The organism is Xanthomonas sp. LF02-5 (assembly GCF_034105325.1).
In the GTDB taxonomy this organism is placed as follows: Bacteria; Pseudomonadota; Gammaproteobacteria; order Xanthomonadales; family Xanthomonadaceae; genus Xanthomonas_A; species Xanthomonas_A sontii.
Genome location: NZ_JAXGGF010000003.1, coordinates 62,045 through 80,670 on the forward strand (window position 1 = coordinate 62,045; position 18,626 = coordinate 80,670).

Consider the following 18,626-nt stretch of genomic DNA (forward strand, 5'->3'; position numbering starts at 1 on the left):
CGCTGCGGCCGGGTTGCGGCAGCGGCCTAGCCGACCACCCGATCGCGGCCTTCGCGCTTGGCCTGGTACAGGTGCTTGTCGGCCTTCACCAGCAGGTCGCGGCGGGTGCGCAGGGCCGGCGACAGGCAGGCGAAGCCGATGCTGGCGGTGAAGCGCACCGCGCGACCGTCGTCGGCGTACAGCACCAGGTCGGCCACGCGCAGGCGCAGCGCGTCCAGGCGCGCGCGCGCCGCCTCCTGGTCCAGGCCGGGCAGCACCAGCAGGAATTCCTCGCCGCCATGGCGCGCGGCGAACGCCTGCTCGCCGAGGCTGTCGCGCAGCGCCTCGCCGACCCGGCGCAGCACCTCGTCGCCGATCTCGTGGCCGTAGGCGTCGTTGATCTTCTTGAAGTGGTCGATGTCCAGCAGCGCCACGCACAACGGCGTGCGCGCGCTCAGCGCCCGCTCCAGCGCCGTGTTGAGATAGGGATCGCCGGTGCGTCGGTTGGGCAGGCCGGTCAGCGCATCGTGCCCAGCCTGGTAGGCGAGCTTGCGCACCAGGTCCTCGCGTTCGAGATTGGCCAGCTTCAACGCCAGGTTCTTGGCCTTCAGCTCGTGGGTGCGCTCGGCGATGATGGTGTTGAGCCGGCGCTGGCGGCGCCGGTAGCGACGGCTGCGGCCGCGGTACCACCACAGGATCAGACCGGTCGCGCACAGCGCCGCCAGCACCACGAACGGCCAGCGCTCCCAGAACGGCGGCACCAGTTGCAGTTGCAGCGAGGCGCTGCCGATGCGTTCGCTGCGCGACCAGTCCAGCGGACTGGTCATCGCCTGCACGTCCAGGCGATAGCTGCCCGACGGCAGGTTGGTGTAGACGGCTTCCTCGTTGCTGCCGGCATCGACCCACTGCCGGTCGAATCCCTGCAGGCGGTAGCGGTAGCGCACCTTGTCCGGCGAGCGGAAGCTCAGCCCGGCATAGCCGACCGCGAGCCGGGCGACACCGCCGTGCAGGCGGTACTCGCCACGCAGCGGCTGCGCCATGCCATCCACCTGTACATGCGAGATCACCAGCGGTGGCGCACGCACGTTGCGCCGGCTCGGCAGGGCCGGATCGATCAGCGCCAGCCCGGCCGAGGTCGGGATCAGCAGCACACCGTCGCGGCTGCGCCAGCCGGCCGGTGCGCTGCTGCCGTTGCCCTGCCCGCCGGGCATGCCGTCGCTGCGATCGACCACGTCCACCGCCAGGGTGCTGCGCTGGCCCGCGTCCAGCTCCGCCAGCCGCGCACGCGCGATGCGCAGCACGCCGCGGTTGCTGTTCGCCCACAGGTTGCCGTTGCCGTCGTCGAGCAGCCGGAACAGCTTGTCGCGCGGCAGACCGACGCTATGGTCGTAGATGCGCCACTGCCCGCCGCGCAGCCGCAGCAGGCCACGGTCGCTGGCGACCCACAGGGTGCCGTCGGCATCTTCGAGGAAGTCGAAGGCGTTCTGCGCCGGGAAGCCCTGCCCGCTTGGCCGCGCCTGCAGTGTGCCGTTGCCCGCGAGCGTGGCGACGCCCTGATTGGTGCCGATCCACAGCACGCCGGCGCGGTCGCGGTACAGCGCCTGCACCTGTCGCCCGGGCAGGCCGTCGGCGCTGCCGTAGGCCCGCGTGCGATCGCCCTTGCGGTACAGCAGCCCCTCGTTGCCGCCGATCCACAGGCCGCCGTCGGCATCGGCCAGCAGCGCGCGCACCATGGTCCGCGGCACGCCCGCGGCCACGCCCAGGCGTTGCCGGATCGTGCCGTCGGCCGACAGCAGCAGCACGCCCTGGTCGTAGGTACCCACCCACATGCCGCCGTCGCGGGCAGCGGCCAGCGCCAGCACCGATGGATCGCGGCCCGGCCGCTCGCTCAGCCGTACCGCGCGGATGCGGCCGCCCTCCCAGCGGTCCACGCCGGCGGCATGGCCGATCCAGATCGTGCCATCGGCGTTCTGCTCGACCACACGCACGTAGTCGCTGCCGAGCCCGTCCTGGCGGGTCAGGCCGCCGGCGTCGCCCTTGGCGACACGGAACAGCCCGTCGGTGCTGCCGGCCCACACCAGGCCCTCGTGGTCCTCGATCAACGCGGGGCTGACCACGCCGGAGATCGACAGGACTTCGTCGCTGGCGCCGTTGGCGGTGCGCCGCAACAGCTGCCCGCTGGACAGGCTCATCCATAGCTGGCCGTCCTGGTCCTGCAGCGCGGCATCGACGCGCTGGCCGCGCCGCAGCCATTGCAGCTCGCCGTTGCCGCCGAGCCAGAACACGCCCTCGTCGCTGGCCACCAGCAGGCCGCCGTGACGGTCGGGGGTTAGCCGCCGGATCGAGGCGGTGCGCATCGCCGCCGTGCCCCAGCGTTGCGCCTGCGTGCCGTGCGCGGTCAGGCGGAACAGCCCCTGCGAGGTGCCCACCAGCACCGCATCGCGGTAGCGCAGCAGCGCAGCGATGCGGGTCCGGCGCAGCCCCGCGGCGGTGCCGACATCGACCAGGCGGCCGTCGGCCTCGATCCGGAACAGGCCGTCCTCGCTGCCCACCCACAGCGCGCCGTCGGCATCGCGCAGCATCGCGGTAACCCGCAGGCGCTGCGCGCGCGCATCGCCCAGATGCTCCCAGCGCCCGGCGGCGTAGCGGAACACGCCGTCGTAGGCGGTGCCGACCAGCATGCCGCCATCGGTTTCGGCGAGCAGTGCGAACACGCCCGACAACTCCATGCCCGGGGTGTTCTGGCGATCGAAGACGGTGAAGGCGCGGCCGTCGAAGCGGGCCACGCCTTCCCAGGTTCCCACCCAGATCATGCCGTCGCGGTCCTGGGCCAGCGCGTGCACCAGGTTGTGCGGCAGCCCCTCTTCCATGGTCCAGCGCGCGATCACCGGGCGGTCGAGCACCGCGCGTTCGGTCAGCGGCGCGGCCGGTTCGGCGCGCGCGGCGGCACTGGCGCAGCACAGCGCCAGCAGCAGGCATATCACCACGCCCAGGCGGCGACACAGCGCGTACGCGCCGTCGCGACTATCGTGACGCCGATCCCCCTGTTCCATCCCTTTCCGAATCACACCTGCAACGGCGCGCGGGTACCCCCTGTGGGCAGATGGCTAATCTATCACCGCCTGTTCGGCGCCGATGTCAGGGTGTTCCTGACGCCCAGGCCTGGCTCACGGGGGCAGCGGCAGGGTCACGCAGACGCGCAGGCCGCCCAGGGTCGGCGAGGCGTCCAGGGTCACCTCGCCGCCGTGCGCGGTCACCACCTCGCGCACGATCGCAAGGCCCAGGCCGCTGCCTTCCACGCCACTGCCCAGCTCGCGGTGGAAGCGCGCGAACACCCGCTCGCGCGCCTCGGCCGGGATGCCGGGGCCGGAATCCTCGACGCTGAAGCAGACGCCGTCACGGCCGGCGCACAGCGCCACCTCGACCTGGCCCTGCGGCGGCGCATAGCGCAGCGCGTTGTCGATCAGGTTGCGCACCAGCGCCGACAGCGCCGCCTCGTTGGCCGGCAGCCGTGCCGGGTCGTTGCGGCGCAGGTGCAGGTGCTGGCCGCGGCGCGCGGCCTGGTCGCGCACCTCCTCCACCTGCAACGCCACCAGTGCGTCCAGCGCCAGCGGCGACAGCGCCGCGGCGGCAGCGCCCGGCTCGACCCGGCTCAGGGTCAGCAACTGTGCGACCAGCCGCTCCACCCGGCGCACGCTGGCGTCCAGGTGCCGCTGCGATTCGCTGCGCTCGTCGGCGTCGCGGGCCTGGCGCAGGTTGTCGGCGTGCACCTTCAGCGCGGCGATGGGAGTGCGCAGTTCGTGCGCGGCATCGGCGATGAAGCGGCGTTCGCGCTCCAGCGCGGTCTGCAGGCGCCGCATCAGCCCGTTGACCGCGGCGACCAGGCCGAGGATCTCGCGCGGCACGCCCTGCAGCGGCAGCGGTTCCAGCCGCTGCGGGTCACGCTCGCCGATCGCCTGCGAGACCCGGCTCAGGGCACCGCTGGCCCAGCTCACCACCAGCCACACCAGCACCACCAGCACCGGCAGGGCCAGCAGCAACGGCAGGGCCGTGCCCAGCGCGATGTCCTCGGCCAGTTCCTCGCGGATATCGGCCTGTTCGCCGGTCTGGAACCAGCGCCCGCCCGGCGAGCGCAGGCTGAAGGTGCGCCAGCGGTCGCCATCCAGGGTGACGTCGGCGAAGCCGGCGCGCAGCGGCGCCAGCTGCCGGGTCGGCCCGCTGTCCGAGCGCAGCAGCAGATGGCCATTGCGGTCGCGCACCTGGAACGCGAGTTTGCTTTCGTAGGCGTGCCCGGTGCGAAACGCCAGCGCCTCGCCCACGCCCTGCGCCTGGCCATGCCAGCCGCGGATCACGATGGCATCGCCGGCCGGACCCAGCCGCGACAGATCGTCCAGCGGCTCGTCGACCAGGCTCAGCAACACGCGCGAGGACTGCACCAGCTTGGCATCGAACATCTCGCCGGCCTCCTGCAGCCCGGCGCGGTAGCTCAGCAGCGCGGTCAGCGCGAACACCGGCACCACCACTCCGAGCAGGCCGCCCAGCAAGCGTCGCCGCATCGAACTCATGGCGCCGCCGTCGCGGCCTGGGTGTCGAGCGCGTAGCCGACCCCGCGCACGGTGCGGATCAGCGCCGGATCGAGCTTGCGCCGCAACTGGTGCACGTGCACATCCACTGCGTTGCTGGCCACATCCTCGTCCCAGCCGTACAGCCGCTGCTGGATCGAATCGCGGGCGATGGCGCGGCCGTGGCGCTCGGCCAGCAGCCACAGCAGGGCGAACTCGCGCCGGGTCAGGTCCAGGGCACGGCCGCGCCAGCGCACCGCCAGGCGCTCCGGGTCCAGGTGCAGCGCGCCGATCTCCAGCTGCGGCGTGGCGCGGCCGGCGCTGCGCCGCAGCAGCGCACGCGTGCGCGCCAGCAGTTCGGTCGTATCGAAGGGCTTGCCCAGGTAATCGTCGGCGCCCACGTCCAGGCCCAACGCACGGTCGGCCGGCCGCTCACGCGCGCTGAGCACCAGGATCGGCACGTCGGCACCGAGCTGGCGGGTGCGCCGGATCACCTCCAGCCCGTCCATCCGCGGCAGCCCCAGGTCCAGCAGCACCAGGTCGATCTCGCCATCGCCGATCGCGGCCAGCGCGGCGGCACCGTCCTGCACCCAGTCCACCGAATAGGCGGCGCGGCGCAGGGCGGTGCGGATGCCCTCTCCCAGCGACAGATCGTCTTCCACCAGCAGGATGCGCATGACCGCAGTGTGGGCGGCCGCTCAGCGGCTGGCAAGATGCGTTTCGACCTCGTGCAGCGCCGCCTGGATCTGCTGGCGGCGGCCGTGGTCGGCCACCTCGCGGCCGGGCCGCGGCGGCGCCGCCAGGGCCTTGCGCAGGGCCGCCGCGGCGCCGCTCCAGTCCTTCTGCGCGCGCAGGAAATCGCCGTAGAAGTAGTTGGCGTCGATGCCGTCCGGGTCGTACTGCAGGCCCTGCTGCAGCAGCGCGCGCGCCTTGGCGTCGTCGCCGAAGCCCACCGGCCAGCCCGGCACCTGGTAGTACAGCGCGCCCAGGCTGGTGCAGCCGGCGCCGTTCAGGGCGGCCGGGTCCAGCGCCAGCGCCTGCTCGAAATCGCTGCGGGCGCGCTTGACCAGGCCCAGCGCACCGAGGCCGCCGCGCTCGCCGGCTTCGCTGGACAGCACGATGCCCTCCCAGATCAGCGCCGCGGGATCGCGCGGCGCCGCCTGGCGGGCGGCGGCCGCCTGCGCGGCCAGGTTGGCATAGGCCTGCAGACGCTGCGGCTTCGGCGTCTGGTAGGCGACCTGGGCCCACTGGTCGCGCACCGCGACCACCGCCGGCGTCAGCGGCGCGGCGGCGACGGCCGCCCCCAGCGGCGACAGCGCAAGCAACAACGACAGCGCACGCAGACGGACGTTCATCGGGCATCTCCAAATCGGGAAGGAGCGCGCGCGGCATGCCGGCGCACCACAGGCAACTGCGCTTTCAAACTGCGGTCCACCAGCCCCGGCAGGGCGCCGTTGAGGCGGGCGAAGAGTTTTTCCGGCCAACCGATCTGCAGGCGCCGATCGCCGCGTTCGATCGCCTGGCGCAGCGCGCGCGCCACCCGCTCGGGCGTATCCGCGCCGACCTTCAACTCCTGGTTCATCGCATCCACCTGCGCGGTGTTGAACGCGGTGCGGGTGGCGCGCGGCGCCAGATACTGGAAACGCACATGGCTGTCGGCGTACTCGCGCGCCAGCGCCTCGAACAGCCCGCGCAGGCCGAACTTGCTGGCGCTGTAGCCGGCGAAACCGGGGAACCCCAGGCTGCCGAAGGTCGAGCCGACCGCCACCACCGTGGCCTGCGGCTGCGCCTGCAGCAACGGCAGCAGCGCGCGCACCAGCAACATCGGCGCCATCAGGTTGGTGTCGAGCAATTGCCGCAGATCCTGCTCGGACTGCTCGGCGAACAGGCCGAAGCCGCTCTGCGCATGCGCGATCAGCAGCAGCGAGGGACGGATCGGCAAGGCCCCGGCGGCGGCGAGCAACTGCGCGCGCCCGGCCGGCGTGGACAGGTCCAGCGGCAGCGGCAGCACCCGCCCCTGCGGATGCCGGCCGGCGACCTGCGCCAGGCGCACCGGGTCGCGGCCGACCGCCAGCACGCAGGCACCGGCGGCCACCAGTTCGTCGCACAGGGCGGCGCCGATGCCGCCACTGGCGCCGGTGAGAATCACACTGCGTCCGTTGAGATCCATCATGCGGCCTCCGCCATGGGCAGCGCCGGCTGTGCGCGCAGGCTGCGGAAAATGTCGCCGTACAGGCCGTAGAAGCGCTTGGCCGCATGCACCACGGCGCGCTGGTCGTCGGCATCGTCGAGCCGGTCCATCAGGCCTTCGAAGAAGCCGGCATGCTCGATGTCCAGGTCGCCGTGCGAGCGCAGGTAGCTGAAGGCGTTGCGCGGCAGGCCCAGCGAGGTCTCGATGCTCTCGGCCGCGCGCGTGGCCAGCGCCACGCTGGTGCCTTCCAGCACCAGCACCATGCCGAAGAAGCCGACCGGATTGCCGCGGGCGATGATGTCGTAGGCGTAGGCCACCATCAGTTCGGTCGCCGCCGATGGCATCGAGGCGGCGGCGGCGGCGCGGTCTGCGCCGCAGGCGGCCAGGTCGTCGAGGATCCACTCCTGGTGGCCCAGTTCTTCCTCGATGTACTCGGCCACCGCGCTGCGCAGCCACTCCAGCCGTGCCGGCAGGCGCGCGCCGCAGGCCATCAGCAGGGGCACGGTATGGCGCACGTGGTGATAGGCCTGGCCGAGGAAGGCGACGTAGTCGGCGCCGGCGATCTGCCCGGCAAGGGCAGTCTGGATGATCGGGATGGCGATCAGGTCGGCGCGTTCGGCCTGGGTCTCGGCGAGCAGCCGGGCATGGAAACTCATTGGAAGGCTCCTGGGGCGGGATCGGGTTCGAGTTCGGCATAGCGCTGCGCCACGGCGTCGGCGTAGCGCTGCAGGATGGCGTCGCGGCGCGGGCGGCCGTTGCCGGTGAGCAGGCCGTCGGCGGCGCTGAACGGCGCGGCGGCGCGCACGAAGCCGGCGACGCGGGCGTAATCGGGCAGGCCGGCGTTGACCTCGGCCAGCGCGCCGTGCAGCGCGGCGTCGTCTTCGCCAGCGCGGCGCGGCCACAGCACCGCCAGGTTGTGCGCACGCGCCTCGCCGCACACCACCGCCTGGGCGATCAGCGGATGCTGCAGCAGTTCGCTTTCCACCCACTCCGGCGAGACATTGCGGCCGAACGCGGTGATGAACACATGCTTGCGGCGGCCGGTGATGTGCACGAAGCCGTCGGCATCGACATGGCCCAGGTCGCCGGTGGCGATCGGCCCCGGTGCCGGGCCGGGCGCGCCCAGGTAGCCCAGGCAGCGCACGCCCTCGACCTGCAGTTCGCCATCGACCACCCGCACCCGCGCATGCGGCAGCGGCCGTCCGACGCTGCCCAGGCGCTGCGCCTCGGGCCGGTTCAAGGCCACCACCGAGGCGCACTCGGTCAGGCCGTAGCCTTCGAACACCGGCAACTGCAGCGCCGCCGCACGGCGCAGCAGGCCCGGGCCGACGCGGCCACCGCCGACCGCCAGGTAGCGCAACGAGGCGGGCAGCGGCACGCCGCGCTCGGCGGCCATGACCAGCCCCAGCAGCAACTGCGGCACCAGGATCACGCTGTGCGGCTGGTAGCGGTGCAGGCAGGCGATCAGGGTCGGGATGTCCAGGCCGGCAGCGCCGCTGTAGCCGATCTCGGCCAGCGACGGCAGCGCGATCTGCGCGCCGGACAGCAGCGGCGCGTACAGGCCGCCAACGTTCTCCAGCAGCGTCGACAGCGGCATCAGGCACAGGTGCCGGCGCGGCGCCAGCGCCGAGGCGGCGTCGGCCAGCGAGCCGGCGACCTGCAGCAACGCGTCGGCGCTCAGGCACACGCCCTTCGGCTGGCCGGTGGTGCCGGAGGTGTAGGTGATGCAGCCGGTGCCCGCGGGCAGGGCCACCGGCGCCTGCGTCAGGCGCCGGCCAGCCAGTCCCGGCTCCGGCAGGCGCAACGCCTCGCCGTCAAGGTCGGCCAGCGCCGGACCCGGCGCCGCGATCAGCCCCTGCGCGCCGCTGCTGGCCAGGGCGTACTGCACCTGCGCCGGGCTGAAGAAGGTCGGCAGCGGCACGTGCACGCCGCCGTTCAGGCGGATCGCCAGGTCCAGCAGCAGCCACTCGGGGCCATTGTCCAGGCGGCTGGCGACGCAATGCACCCCATGCCCCTGCAGCGCATCGGCCAGGCGCTGGGCGCGCTCGAGCAGATCGCGCTCGCGCAGCGCCCCATCGGCGTAAAGCACGCGCGCGTCGTCGCCGCGCAAGCCGGCCAGCAGGTCGGCGACGCCGGGCGTGCTCACGGCGCCCCCGCCAGGCAGGCGCGGAACGTGGGCAGCACGCCGTGGCGGGGTTCCGCCTCGCGCTGCAGGAAGGCGTGCCCGGCGGCGATGTCGCCGAACATCAGCCGCGGCTGCGCCGCGTAGTAGTCGCCCCAATCGCTGGGATCGTCGCGCAGATCCTGGCCGCGCGCCTCGCCCAGCTCCACAGTGGCCAGGTGCAGGCGGTCGAAGGCGTTGCGCAGTTGCCGGGTCGCCACGAACAGCACCCAGCGCAGGCCCGCGCCATGCAGGGTGCAGGTCAGTGCGCGGATCATCGCCCGCGCGTCGCCGGCGTGCTCGGCGGCGAAATTGCCCACCTCCACCAACTCCGTGCGCACCACCCGCCGCGGCATCCGCTCGGCGATCGCCAGCTCGGCCGGCTGCGCCAGGTACTGCTCGACGAACAGCGGACCCTCGCTGGCGCAGCGCAGCCCCAGCGCGGCCTGCAGGCGACCGTCGGCGCCGTGGTAGGCGAGCAGGTGCGGAAGAAAGCCGCGCAGGACCGCGCCGTAGCGCTCGCGGTAGACCCGGGCGATGAAGGCTTCCACCTGCGCGCGATCGGGATGCAGGGCATCGACCAGCACAGGATCGGCGAAGCGGAAACCGGAAGCAGCGGAGAGGGGGACGATGGCCATGGCGGCATCGTCGGGGCAGTCGATTAGGCGACCATGAGCCCGATGTTAGGCAAATGTAAGCCGCGCATAAGCAAAGCATTGGACGCCGTGGCCCTGCCGTCCGTGCGCGCCGGCGCACTGCGCAGCCCGGCCCCCACGCCCGCCGAACGCAGCGTCACAATAATGAACCAGCGGGTCTAGTATAAATATCGAACCGACTGGTCTAGTATTGCCACCCATGGTCAGCAAATCGTCCGCCGCCTCCGCCAAATCCTCCTCGCGTCCCGCCGGGCCCGGTCGCCCCAAGGACATGGGCAAACGCGCCGCGATCCTGGAAGCGGCACGGGAAATGTTCACCGAACTGGGCTTCGGCGGGGTCAGCATGGACGGCATCGCCGCCCGCGCCGGCGTCTCCAAGCTCACCGTCTACAGCCACTACGGCGACAAGGAAACCCTGTTCGCCGAGGCGGTGCGCGCGCAATGCCAGGCGCTGCTGCCCGACGACCTGTTCGGGCACGCCCTGAAAGGACCGCTGCGCACCCAGTTGCTGGACATCGGCCAGGCCTTCTTCGCCATGATCAGCAGCGACGCGGCGATGGCCACCCACCGCATGATGCTGACCCCGGGCACAGGCGACGACCACGTCCGCGAGATGTTCTGGAATGCCGGTCCCAAGCGCACCCAGCAGCACCTGGCGCAACTGCTGCAGGCCCACGTCGCCGCCGGCGCGCTGGACATCGCCGACCTCGACCTGGCCGCCTCGCAGTTCTTCTGCCTGGTCAAGGGCGAGCTGTACTCGCTGATGATGTGCGGGCTGTGCCGCGACGCCAGCCAGGAGCGGATCCGCGCCCATGTCGAGGCCAGCATCGACTTCTTCCTGCGTGCCTATGCGGCGCGCTAGCCCGGCCGTGGGGCTGTCCGCGACGGCCGATGACTTCCGGCACTGCGCGCCGGACCGTCCGGCGGCGATGCTGCGGCATACGCCCGGCCTCCGTGCCGGCTAAAATGCCCGGCCCTCCGCGTTGGATGCCCGAAATGACGATCGACTACTCCCAAGCCCGCGAAAAGATGGTGGAACAGCAGGTCCGTCCCTGGGACGTGCTGGACCTGCGCGTGCTCGACGTGCTGTCGCGGCTGCCGCGCGAGACCTTCGTGCCGCCGGCCCACCGCGCCGTGGCCTACGCCGACCTGGAGATTCCGCTGGGCCACGGCCAGTTCATGATGAAGCCGGTCATCGAAGGCCGCATGCTGCAGGCCCTGGACCTGCAGCCGGGCGAGGACGTGCTGGAGATCGGCACCGGCAGCGGCTTCGTCAGCGCCTGCCTGGGCGAGCTCGGCCGCGAAGTGGTCAGCCTGGAGATCGAGCCGGCCCTGGCCGCCGCTGCGCGCGCCAACCTGGACGCCGCCGGCCTGGGCAGCAACGTCCGCATCGAGACCGCCGACGCCTTCGCCTGGAACAGCGAGCGCCGCTTCGACGTGGTCTGCGTCACCGCCGCGGTCACCGAGATCCCGGCCCAGTTCCTGGCCTGGCTGCGCCCCGGCGGCCGCCTGTTCGCGATCCGCGGCCGCGCGCCGGTCATGGAAGCGGTGCTGGTGCATGCCGAAGCGGGCGCGCCGCGCACGGAATCGCTGTTCGAAACCGACCTGGCGTACTACCTGCGAGGCGCAGCGCCAGTCCCCCAGTTCACATTCTGATCCATCAAGGAAGCCGCAATGATCCGCCGATCCCTCGTCCTGGCGCTGGCCGCCGCGCTGTTTCCGTTGGCCGCCAACGCCACGGACCTGCTGCAAGTCTACGAAATGGCCCGCAACAGCGACCCGCAGTTGGCCTCCGCGGAATCGACCCGGCTGTACGACAAGGAAGGCGAAGTGCAGGCGCGCGCCGCCCTGCTGCCGCAGATCAACGGCAGTGCGTCGCTGCAGCGCAACCATAGCGAAGTCGAGCGCGGCGGCGGCGAACTGGCCGGCACCGGCAAGAGCCGCAGCTACGCCGTGCAGGGCCAGCAGACCCTGGTCAACTTCGCCCAGTTCTCCAACCTGCGCGCGCAGAAGGCGCGCAGCCTGGCCGCCGACTACACCCTGGATTCGGCCAACGACGACCTGATCGTGCGCACCTCGGCGGCCTACTTCAACGTGCTGGTGGCGATCGAATCGCTGGTCGCCGCCGAGACCAACGAAGCCGCCGCCAAGAAGCAGTTCGACTATGCCGACAAGCGCCTGGAAGTGGGCCTGGCGCCGATCACCGACGTGCACGAAGCCCGCGCCGAGTACGACCAGGCCCGCGCCGACACGATCAATGCGCGCAACTCGCTGCAGGACCTGTACCAGGCGCTGACCCAGATCACCGGCCAGCCGGTGCGCGACCTGCGCGGCCTGCCGGAGGATTTCCGTCCGCAGCTGCCGGCCACCGGCGGCGACATCGACAGCCTGATCGCCTCGGCGCTGGACAAGAACCCGTCGCTGCGGTCCTATCAGTACCAGGTGCAGGCGGCCGAGGCCAGCGTCTCGGCGGCACGCGCCGGGCACCTGCCGACGCTGAGCCTGTCGGCCAGCGCCGGCCGCGATGCGAACTGGGGCAACAGCGTCTCCGGCAGCGGCAGCACCCCGCGCGCCGACAGCAACACCATCGGCCTGACCTTGAACATCCCGATCTTCGCCGGCGGCGCCACCCAGTCCGGCGTGCGCCAGGCGCTGGCGCAGCGCGACATCGCTCAGGACACCTACGAACTGCAGAAGCGCGCGCTCGACCGCAACACCCGCAACGCCTACCAGACGGTGGTGGCCGGGATCAGCGAAATCGAGGCGCGGCGCCTGGCGGTGGTCTCGGCGCAGGCCGCGTTCGATGCCTCGCAGGTCGGCCTGGAAGTGGGCACCCGCACCGTGCTGGACGTGGTGCAGAACCAGCGCACCCTGTACCAGGCGCAGCTGGCCTACGCGCAGGCGCGCTACAACTTCCTGCAGAACCGTCTGCTGCTGAGCCAGGCGCTCGGCTCGCTGGACGTGGCCGAGGTACAGTCGATCAACGCGCTGCTGACCCAGAGCGCCGAATCCAAGCTCAACTCCGCCAACAGCACGCAATAAGCGCACGCACACGCGCTTGCCGCCGAAACGGCGGGCCTTCGGGTCCGCCGTTTTTGTTTGTGGAGGCGTGGAGCGAATTGCGGCAGCCTCCTGTGGGAGGGACTTCAGTCCCGACGCGCTGCGCGATGGGATGAGAGGGATGGCGAGTGCCATGCGTCGCGACTTGCAGGGCACCTCGAGTAACGACGCATATCATTCGCAGGAGCTTCAGGAGCGGCTTCAGCCGCGACGGGACTTCCCATGAACAGCCCGTCATGGCGATATCCGCTGCGACGGATATGCCCGCGCGCCTCTACGACGCGTCAGTCCTCCACGCCCGCATCGCCCGCCAGCGGCGGCAGGTGCGGCGCGATCAGTTGCAGGGTCCGCTGCAGCGCGCCGCGGCCGTTGGCGACCAGCGCGCAGCCGGCCTCGGCCATCTGCTTGCGCGCCTCCGCGTCGCCCAGCAGGGACTGCAGCGCCGCGCACACGGCGCCGGCATCCTCGCAGATGGCCACCGCGCCGGCTTCGCGCATGCGCCGCGAAATCTCGGAAAAATTATGCAGGTGCGGGCCGGTCACCGACGGCGTGCCGACCGCCGCCGGCTCCAGCAGGTTGTGCCCGCCGATCGGTTGCAAGCTGCCGCCGACGAAGGCCACCTGGGCACACGCATAGAACCCCATCAGCTCGCCCAGCGTATCGATCACGAACACCGCATCCTCGGTGCCCGGCCACTGCTGCTGGCGGCGCGTGGCCACACGCCAGCCCTGGTCGCGCGCCAGCGCCTCGACCTTGGCGAAGCGCTCCGGATGCCGCGGTGCCCACAGCAGCAGCAGGTCCGGCCACTGCCGGCGCAGCTGCCGGTGCATCTCGATCACCGCCGCCTCCTCGCCGTCGTGGGTGCTGGCGGCGATCCACACCGGACGCGCCGCCGGCACGCGCTCGCGGAACGCCGCGACGACCTCCGACAAGTGCGCAGGCGCGGCGATGTCGAACTTCAGGTTGCCCAACGCGCGCACCTGCTCGGCACGCGCGCCGAGCGCGACGAAGCGCTCGGCATCCTCCTGCGACTGCGCCGCCACGCAGGTGACGGTGCGCAGCGCACGCCCGATCAACGGCCGCAGCAGCCGATAGCCGCGCAACGAACGCGCCGACAGCCGCGCATTGAGCACGTACACGGGAATGCCGCGGTCGCGGCAGCCGAACAGCATGTTCGGCCACAGCTCGGTTTCCAGGATCAGCGCCAGGCTGGGGCGGAAGTGCTGCAGGAAACGGCCGACGCTGCCGGGCACGTCGTAGGGCAGATACACATGATCGAGCGCATCTCCCCACAGCGCGCGCACCCGCTCCGAACCGGTCGGGGTGATGGTGGTGATCACCCAGCGGATGTCCGGGCGCTGCGCGCGCAGCGCATTGACCACCGGCGCGGCGACGTTGACCTCGCCCACCGAGACCGCATGCAGCCACACCCGCGGCCGCCCGCGCGCCTGCGAATACGAGGCGTAGCGCTCGTCCCAGCGCTGGAAGTACTGGCGCACGCGGAAACCGCGCCAGACCAGGTGATAGACGGTGACCGGCAGCAGCAGATAGAGCACGGCCGAGTACAGGCCGCGCAGCAGCCGCTCGATGAAATCGTTGCGCATCCGGACAGCATAGCCGGTTGCAAGCAGGCGGCGGCAGACGATCGCCACGCGCGCCGCAGCGCACGCCGACGCGGTCGTGCGCGCGCCCGGCTAAACTTGGCGCATGTCTGCCGCCCCCACTCCGCCCGCGTCCGCCACCCAGGCCGCACCGCCGCCACGCTCGCCCCGCCACTGGCCCACCTGGCTGCTGCTCGGCTTGGCGGTGATCGCCGCGCGCCTGCCCTGGCTGTTGCAGCGCGCCCTGGGTCGCGGCATCGGCTGGCTGGCGCTGCGCCTGGCCGGCACCCGCCGCCACGCCGCCGAGGTGAACCTGAAGCTGTGCTTCCCGGAGCAGAGCGATGCCTGGCGCGAACGCCTGCTGCGCGACAGCTTCGATGCGCTGGGCGTGGGCGTGTTCGAATTCGCCCGCGCCTGGTGGGGCGGCATCGGCGCGATCCGCCGGCGCACCCGCATCGAGGGGCTGGAACACCTGCAGGCCTTGCAGGCGCAGGGCCGCGGCGTGCTGCTGGTGTCGGGCCACTTCATGACCCTGGAGATCTGCGGCCGGCTGCTGTGCCAGTACGTGCCGCTGGCCGGCATGTACCGGCGCCACCGCAATCCGGTGTTCGAATGGGCGGTCAAGCGCGGCCGCCTGCGCTACGCCACCGCGATGTTCGCCAACGAGGACCTGCGCGGCAGCGTGCGCCATCTTAAGCGCGGCGGTTTCCTGTGGTACGCGCCGGACCAGGACATGCGCGGCAAGGACACGGTGTTCGTGCCGTTCTTCGGCATGCCTGCGGCCACCATCACCGCCACCCACCAACTGGCGCGGCTGACCGGCTGCGCGGTGGTGCCGTACTTCCACCGCCGCGAAGGCGCCGACTACGTGCTGCGCATCGCGCCGCCGCTGCAGGACTTCCCGTCGGAGGACATGGTCGCCGACACCGCGCGGGTCAACGCCGCCATCGAGGCGATGGTGCGCGAAGCGCCGGCGCAGTATCTGTGGATCCACCGCCGCTTCAAGCGCCAGCCCGGCGGCCGCAGCGACTTCTACGAGCGCGGCTGAGCGCTCACCCAGGCGTCGCGGCGTCGGCGCGCTCGCCCGGTTCGGGGTCGTTCGCCAGCAGGGCGCCGGCGTACAGGCCGATCAGCAGCATGGTCAGCCCGCCCCAGAACGACGAATAGAACGCCAGGTGGGTATTGAACGGGAACACCGTGATCAGCAGCGCCTGCATCGCCGGGCGCGCCCGCTCGCGCGCCTGCGCCGAGGCGTAGCGCCACGCGCGCCAAGCCTGCGCGGCACCGGCCAGCCACAGCAGCAGGCCGATCACGCCGGTCTCGGCGAGCACCTCGAGCACGATCTGGTGGGCATGAAAGGCCGGCTCGCGCCCCCATTCCCCGGCATGGCTCGGATCCGGGTCGCACCCGACGTAGGCCTCGCGGAAGCCGCGCACGCCGACGCCGTTGATCGGGTGCTGGCGGATCATGCACCAGGCCGCGCTCCAGATCTGCGCACGCCCGGTCAGCGCCGCGTTGAGGTCGGCCGGATGCCCGCTGAGTGCGCGCGCGGTGCGCTCGAAGCGGTCGTGCACCTGCGGCGACACCACGCCGAGCACACCGGCGCCCAGCAGCGCGGCCACGCCCAGCGCCAGCAGCTTGCGCGCGCCGAGCAGGCGCCAGCCCGACAGCACCAGCAGCACCGCGAAGGTGATCCACGACGCGCGCGATCCCGCCAGCACCAGCACCACGCCGACCGCCCCTGCCGCGATCAGCCAGCCCCAGGCACCGCCGCGGCGCGCGGCCAGCCACAGCAGGAACGGCGACACACTGGCCAGCACCTGGCCGAACTTCAGGTTGCACGGGCCGAACACGCCGCTGAGGCGATCAGCCAGGGCGATCTCCTGCGGCGTGCACAGGCCGTGGTGGCTGATCGCCCACTTCAGCTGGTCCAGCGACCAGAACAGCGGGCTGGTGCCGCACAACGCCTGCGCCAGCGCATCCAGGGTCCAGATCGCGGCGATCACCGCCAGGCCGTTGAAGGTGGTGCGGCGACCGCGCGGCGTCGCCACCGCCATCGCCACCAGCCACAGGAACGGCAGGAAACGCAGGTCCACCGCCGATTCGCGCAGTGCCAGCGGCACGTCCACCGCGCCCAGCGCCGACAGCGGCTGCGGCAGCCAGTAGGTGAGGAACAGCAGCGTGGTCAGCGCCCAGGCCGGGCCGCTGAGCAGGCGCGCGCCGCCGCGGAAGCGGCTGTGCAGCAGGCGCGCCAGGGTGACCAGGGCGCCCAGCGCCAGCACCCCGGCGGCCAGGCCCGGCGCAGGCCACAGCGCGACGAACACCAGCACCCACACCGGCGCCCAGCGTTCGCGGACTTCGGGCAAGGCAGAAGCGGACAGGGAACCGTCAGGGCCGGAGTTCGTCATAGATCGCCAGGGTGCTGCGCTGCATCGCCTGCAGCGTATAGGGAAGCGTGGCCGGCGGCGCCGGCGGTTGTGCCAGCAGTGCGCGCGCGGCCGCCAGCAAGGCCACGGCGTCGAAGGTCGCCACTGCGCCGGCGGGCTGCAGCTGCGCCAGCAATTCGCCGACCCCGCCATGCGCCCAGCCCAGCACCGGCCGCCCGACCGCCAGCGCCTCGACCACGGTGCGACCGAACGCCTCGGGCTTGCGCGACAGCTGCAGCACCAGGTCGCTGGCGGCGTAGGCGTCGGCGATGCGTGCGGTCGGCGGCGTGAACGCCACCGCGTCGGCCACGCCGAGGGTCGCCGCCTCGGCTTCCAGTTCGCGGATGTAGGCCTCGCGCCCGGCCTCGCGCGCGCCCGGCAGCCACAGCCGCGCGTCGCGTCCCTCGCCGCGCAGCGCCGCCAGCAGGCGCAGCGCGTCGGCGTGGCCCTTCAGGCGGGTGCCGCGCCCCGGCAGCAACAGCAGCGGCCCATCCCCGGCCAACGCCGGCGCCTGGCTGACGGCCCAGGCCCGCGCCTGCGCATCGGGCCAGGGACGGCGCGGGAACTGCGCCGGATCGATGCCGCGCGGCACCACCCGCAGGCGCGCCGGATCGGTCTGCGGATAGTGCTGCAGCACGTAGTCGCGCACGGTCTCGGACACGCAGATGACCCGCTCGCCGCGGGTCATCACCGCGCTGTAGCGGCTCGGCGAGTTGAGCCCATGCACGGTGGTGACCAGGCGCGGACGCTGCGCCGCCGGCATGCCCTGCAGCGCGCGCCAGCCCAGCCAGGCCGGCAACCGCGAGCGCGCGTGCACGATGTCGGCGCGCTCGCGCGCGAACAGGCGCCGCAGCGCCGGCACGTGGCGCAGGGTCAGCAAGGACTTGCGGCCGATGTCCAGGGCGATGTGTTCGGCGCCGGTGGCGGCCAGCGCCGGCAGCAGCCGGCCGCCGGCCGACACGACCACGGCGCGATGCCCGGCCTCGACCAGGGCCTGGGCGATTTCCAGGGTGGACCGCTCGACGCCGCCGGACTCCAGCGCCGGCAGCAGCTGCACCACGGTCAGGCGGTGCATCGAACCCGGATCAGTCGACCAGCACGAAGACCGCGCCGCAGTACGGGCACTTGGCTTCCAGGCCCGGCTCGTCCTCGATCGGCAGGTAGACCCGCGGATGCGAGTTCCACAGCGCCATTTCCGGGGTCGGGCAGCTCAGCGGCAGGTCGGCGCGGCGCACCTCGTAGCGCGTCTGGGCATTGGCGGGCGCGGTGGCGGTATGGCTCATGGCGGTGGGGACACGGCAAAAAGGGACAGGCGATTCTAGCAGCCCGTCCCGCCACGGGCGCGGTGCGCGGCGGCGGCCCCAGGCGGTCCTTTCACGCGCCTTTCCGGTTCGCTTGATACGGAACCAACGCACCACTATGCTGGCATCACGCGGCGCCGACATGCCGCTTTGAGGTGTCTCGTGGATATAGGTGTGCGTTTGATGCAGGCGCGGCGAAATGCCGGTTTCACACTGCGCGAGCTTGCCGCCTTGCTGGGCGTGGCGCATAGCACCCTGGGTCATTGGGAGAACAACCGTTCGGTCCCCAATGCTCGGCATTTGCTGAAGATCGCCGAACTTACCGGCGTCGATGCGTATGTGCTGCTGACCGGCAAGCCGTCCAAGCTGAACCAGACCGACAGCGACAGCCTGCCGTTGCCGGTGGGCAAGCGCATGGCCTGAGCGCGGCGCGGCGCCACTGGCGCCGTCCCCGTGCCCGGCTCGACCCCGCGCCGCCCAGGTGCCGGCTGCGCGTGAAGACGCGACTCGCACCGCGACACTTGCTGTCGCCCCGATATGAAACCGCTTCCAGCCCCGCCCTTTCGCTGATCTCGCCGCGATCCGACGCAGCGGTTGCGGCACGCGTGCCGCTGCAGCGTCACTCCCTCACTGCCTCTGGCGCAACCGCGGCCGCCTCCCCTGCCACTCATTCCGTCTGCGGCGACATC

The 18,626-nt window shown here is 72.1% G+C and carries 17 protein-coding genes; 5 read left to right on the plus strand and 12 right to left on the minus strand.

Annotated elements, in window-relative coordinates:
• Nucleotides 1-26: 26 nt before the first annotated feature.
• The 8 genes from SLW52_RS09430 to SLW52_RS09465 all read right to left on the minus strand — a co-directional run bounded on the left by SLW52_RS09430 (nt 27) and on the right by SLW52_RS09465 (nt 9,531).
• A complete protein-coding gene (locus SLW52_RS09430; protein ID WP_320744244.1) occupies nt 27-3,032 on the minus strand; it encodes a diguanylate cyclase in 3,006 nt (1,001 codons plus the stop codon).
• A 114-nt stretch (nt 3,033-3,146) separates the two neighbouring features.
• Nucleotides 3,147-4,544 carry an ATP-binding protein gene (locus SLW52_RS09435; protein WP_320740275.1) on the minus strand — a complete coding sequence of 466 codons (1,398 nt, stop codon included), beginning with the start codon at nt 4,542-4,544 and terminating at the stop codon, nt 3,147-3,149.
• Nucleotides 4,541-5,218 carry a response regulator transcription factor gene (locus tag SLW52_RS09440; RefSeq protein ID WP_010344484.1) on the minus strand — a complete coding sequence of 226 codons (678 nt, stop codon included), beginning with the start codon at nt 5,216-5,218 and terminating at the stop codon, nt 4,541-4,543. The genes SLW52_RS09435 and SLW52_RS09440 overlap by 4 nt, the downstream gene beginning before the upstream one ends.
• Nucleotides 5,219-5,239: 21 nt before the next feature.
• A complete protein-coding gene (locus SLW52_RS09445) occupies nt 5,240-5,896 on the minus strand; it encodes a tetratricopeptide repeat protein (protein ID WP_267099658.1) in 657 nt (218 codons plus the stop codon).
• A complete protein-coding gene (locus tag SLW52_RS09450) occupies nt 5,893-6,711 on the minus strand; it encodes an SDR family oxidoreductase (RefSeq protein ID WP_017917188.1) in 819 nt (272 codons plus the stop codon). Before SLW52_RS09450 ends, SLW52_RS09445 begins: the two co-directional genes overlap by 4 nt.
• The gene (locus SLW52_RS09455) at nt 6,711-7,388 is read right to left on the minus strand and encodes an iron-containing redox enzyme family protein (RefSeq protein ID WP_267099659.1); all 678 of its coding nucleotides are present in this window, start codon (nt 7,386-7,388) and stop codon (nt 6,711-6,713) included. The genes SLW52_RS09450 and SLW52_RS09455 overlap by 1 nt, the downstream gene beginning before the upstream one ends.
• On the minus strand, nt 7,385-8,878 hold the full coding sequence (locus tag SLW52_RS09460) for an AMP-binding protein (RefSeq protein ID WP_320740274.1): 1,494 nt from the start codon (nt 8,876-8,878) through the stop codon (nt 7,385-7,387). The genes SLW52_RS09455 and SLW52_RS09460 overlap by 4 nt, the downstream gene beginning before the upstream one ends.
• Entirely contained in the window at nt 8,875-9,531 is a 657-nt protein-coding gene (locus tag SLW52_RS09465) for a thermostable hemolysin (protein ID WP_043094822.1), read from the minus strand. The genes SLW52_RS09460 and SLW52_RS09465 overlap by 4 nt, the downstream gene beginning before the upstream one ends.
• A 217-nt stretch (nt 9,532-9,748) precedes the next feature.
• Here SLW52_RS09465 and SLW52_RS09470 point away from each other — a divergent pair, with 217 nt between their 5' ends.
• The 3 genes from SLW52_RS09470 (at nt 9,749) to SLW52_RS09480 (ending at nt 12,591) form a co-directional block, all read left to right on the plus strand.
• Nucleotides 9,749-10,411, plus strand: coding sequence for a TetR/AcrR family transcriptional regulator (locus SLW52_RS09470; RefSeq protein ID WP_193314164.1), 663 nt, complete (start codon nt 9,749-9,751; stop codon nt 10,409-10,411).
• A 134-nt stretch (nt 10,412-10,545) separates the two neighbouring features.
• Nucleotides 10,546-11,205: a protein-L-isoaspartate O-methyltransferase gene (locus SLW52_RS09475; RefSeq protein WP_010344493.1), complete on the plus strand. Its 660-nt coding sequence runs from the start codon at nt 10,546-10,548 to the stop codon at nt 11,203-11,205.
• Between the two features lie 18 nt (nt 11,206-11,223).
• Nucleotides 11,224-12,591 carry a TolC family outer membrane protein gene (locus SLW52_RS09480; protein WP_017911135.1) on the plus strand — a complete coding sequence of 456 codons (1,368 nt, stop codon included), beginning with the start codon at nt 11,224-11,226 and terminating at the stop codon, nt 12,589-12,591.
• A gap of 302 nt (nt 12,592-12,893) precedes the next feature.
• On the opposite strand, the gene waaA is transcribed toward SLW52_RS09480, so the two are convergent.
• Complete coding sequence (gene waaA / locus SLW52_RS09485) at nt 12,894-14,213, minus strand: lipid IV(A) 3-deoxy-D-manno-octulosonic acid transferase (RefSeq protein WP_295938057.1); 1,320 nt, start codon at nt 14,211-14,213, stop codon at nt 12,894-12,896.
• A gap of 103 nt (nt 14,214-14,316) precedes the next feature.
• On the opposite strand from waaA, the gene SLW52_RS09490 reads away from it, so the two are divergent.
• A complete protein-coding gene (locus SLW52_RS09490) occupies nt 14,317-15,258 on the plus strand; it encodes an LpxL/LpxP family Kdo(2)-lipid IV(A) lauroyl/palmitoleoyl acyltransferase (protein ID WP_150409973.1) in 942 nt (313 codons plus the stop codon).
• Between the two features lie 4 nt (nt 15,259-15,262).
• On the opposite strand, the gene SLW52_RS09495 is transcribed toward SLW52_RS09490, so the two are convergent.
• From SLW52_RS09495 to SLW52_RS09505, 3 genes are read right to left on the minus strand one after another with little or no spacing between them, the layout of a single operon-like run.
• Nucleotides 15,263-16,618, minus strand: coding sequence for an O-antigen ligase (locus SLW52_RS09495; protein ID WP_152235859.1), 1,356 nt, complete (start codon nt 16,616-16,618; stop codon nt 15,263-15,265).
• Nucleotides 16,599-17,711, minus strand: a complete 1,113-nt coding sequence (locus SLW52_RS09500; RefSeq protein ID WP_043094811.1) for a glycosyltransferase — start codon at nt 17,709-17,711, stop codon at nt 16,599-16,601. The genes SLW52_RS09495 and SLW52_RS09500 overlap by 20 nt, the downstream gene beginning before the upstream one ends.
• 10 nt (nt 17,712-17,721) lie before the next feature.
• Complete coding sequence (locus SLW52_RS09505; RefSeq protein ID WP_010344507.1) at nt 17,722-17,919, minus strand: zinc-finger domain-containing protein; 198 nt, start codon at nt 17,917-17,919, stop codon at nt 17,722-17,724.
• Between the two features lie 180 nt (nt 17,920-18,099).
• On the opposite strand from SLW52_RS09505, the gene SLW52_RS09510 reads away from it, so the two are divergent.
• On the plus strand, nt 18,100-18,360 hold the full coding sequence (locus tag SLW52_RS09510) for a helix-turn-helix transcriptional regulator (RefSeq protein ID WP_225851569.1): 261 nt from the start codon (nt 18,100-18,102) through the stop codon (nt 18,358-18,360).
• Nucleotides 18,361-18,626: the final 266 nt, after the last annotated feature.